This is a genomic window from Pseudomonas fluorescens (assembly GCF_000968015.1).
Taxonomy (GTDB): domain Bacteria; phylum Pseudomonadota; class Gammaproteobacteria; order Pseudomonadales; family Pseudomonadaceae; genus Aquipseudomonas; species Aquipseudomonas fluorescens_W.
Window position 1 is genome coordinate 849 of record NZ_LACH01000125.1, and the last position, 781, is coordinate 1629.

The 781-nt window shown below is 64.5% G+C and carries 1 protein-coding gene; it reads right to left on the minus strand.

Annotated features, from left to right (window positions below; genetic code table 11):
• Positions 1–781: cache domain-containing protein (locus VD17_RS32870; protein WP_046057167.1), on the minus strand; the 781-nt coding region annotated here is incomplete at both ends.

The following is a 781-nucleotide window of genomic DNA, read 5'->3' on the forward strand; positions in this document are numbered from 1 at the left end:
TTGTGCTGGCCCTGGCGTGCCTGCTCATCGGCCTGGCGAACTTCGTTGGCGGCGTGTTCGGCGTTCTTCGCCACTTCCTGCACGGCGTAAGACACCTCGTGGATGGCGGTGGCCACCAGTTCCATTTGCTGGGACTGTTGCTGGCTGTGGCGCTGGCTGTCGCTGGCAATCTCCGCGAGTGATTGCGAGGCCTGGTCCAGGCTGCCGGCGGTCTGCATCGACTGGCCGATCACCGTGCGCAGCTTGTGGGTGAACACGTTGAAGTGCCCGCTCAGCGCGGTCAGTTCGTCGCGCCAGCGGCTGTCCAGATTGCGGGTCAGGTCGGCATCGCCGCTGGCGATGTTCGCCATGGCGTCCACCACCTGTGCCAGTGGCGAGGCGATGCTGCGGGCAATCAGCAGGATCAGCGCACTGAGCAGCAGGGCGATCGTCGTCAGGATGACGATCGCCTGTATCAGTTGGCGGCGGAACTCGACTTTGACGTCGTCGACGTAGATGCCCGAGCCGACGATCCAGCCCCAGGGCTTGAACAGTTCGACGTAGGAAACCTTCTCCACCGGCGCGTCGGAACCCGGCTTGGGCCAGCGGTAACTCACCAGGCCGGAGCCGTCGCGTTTGGCCACGGCCACCATCTCGTCGAACAGCGCCTTGCCATCCGGGTCGAGGGTGCCGGTCATGCGCTGGCCCTGGAGCTTGGGATTGGGGTGCATGACCATCCGGGTGTCGAGGTCTTCGAGGAAGAAGTAGTCCTCGTGGTCGTAGCGCAGGTCACGTATCACCG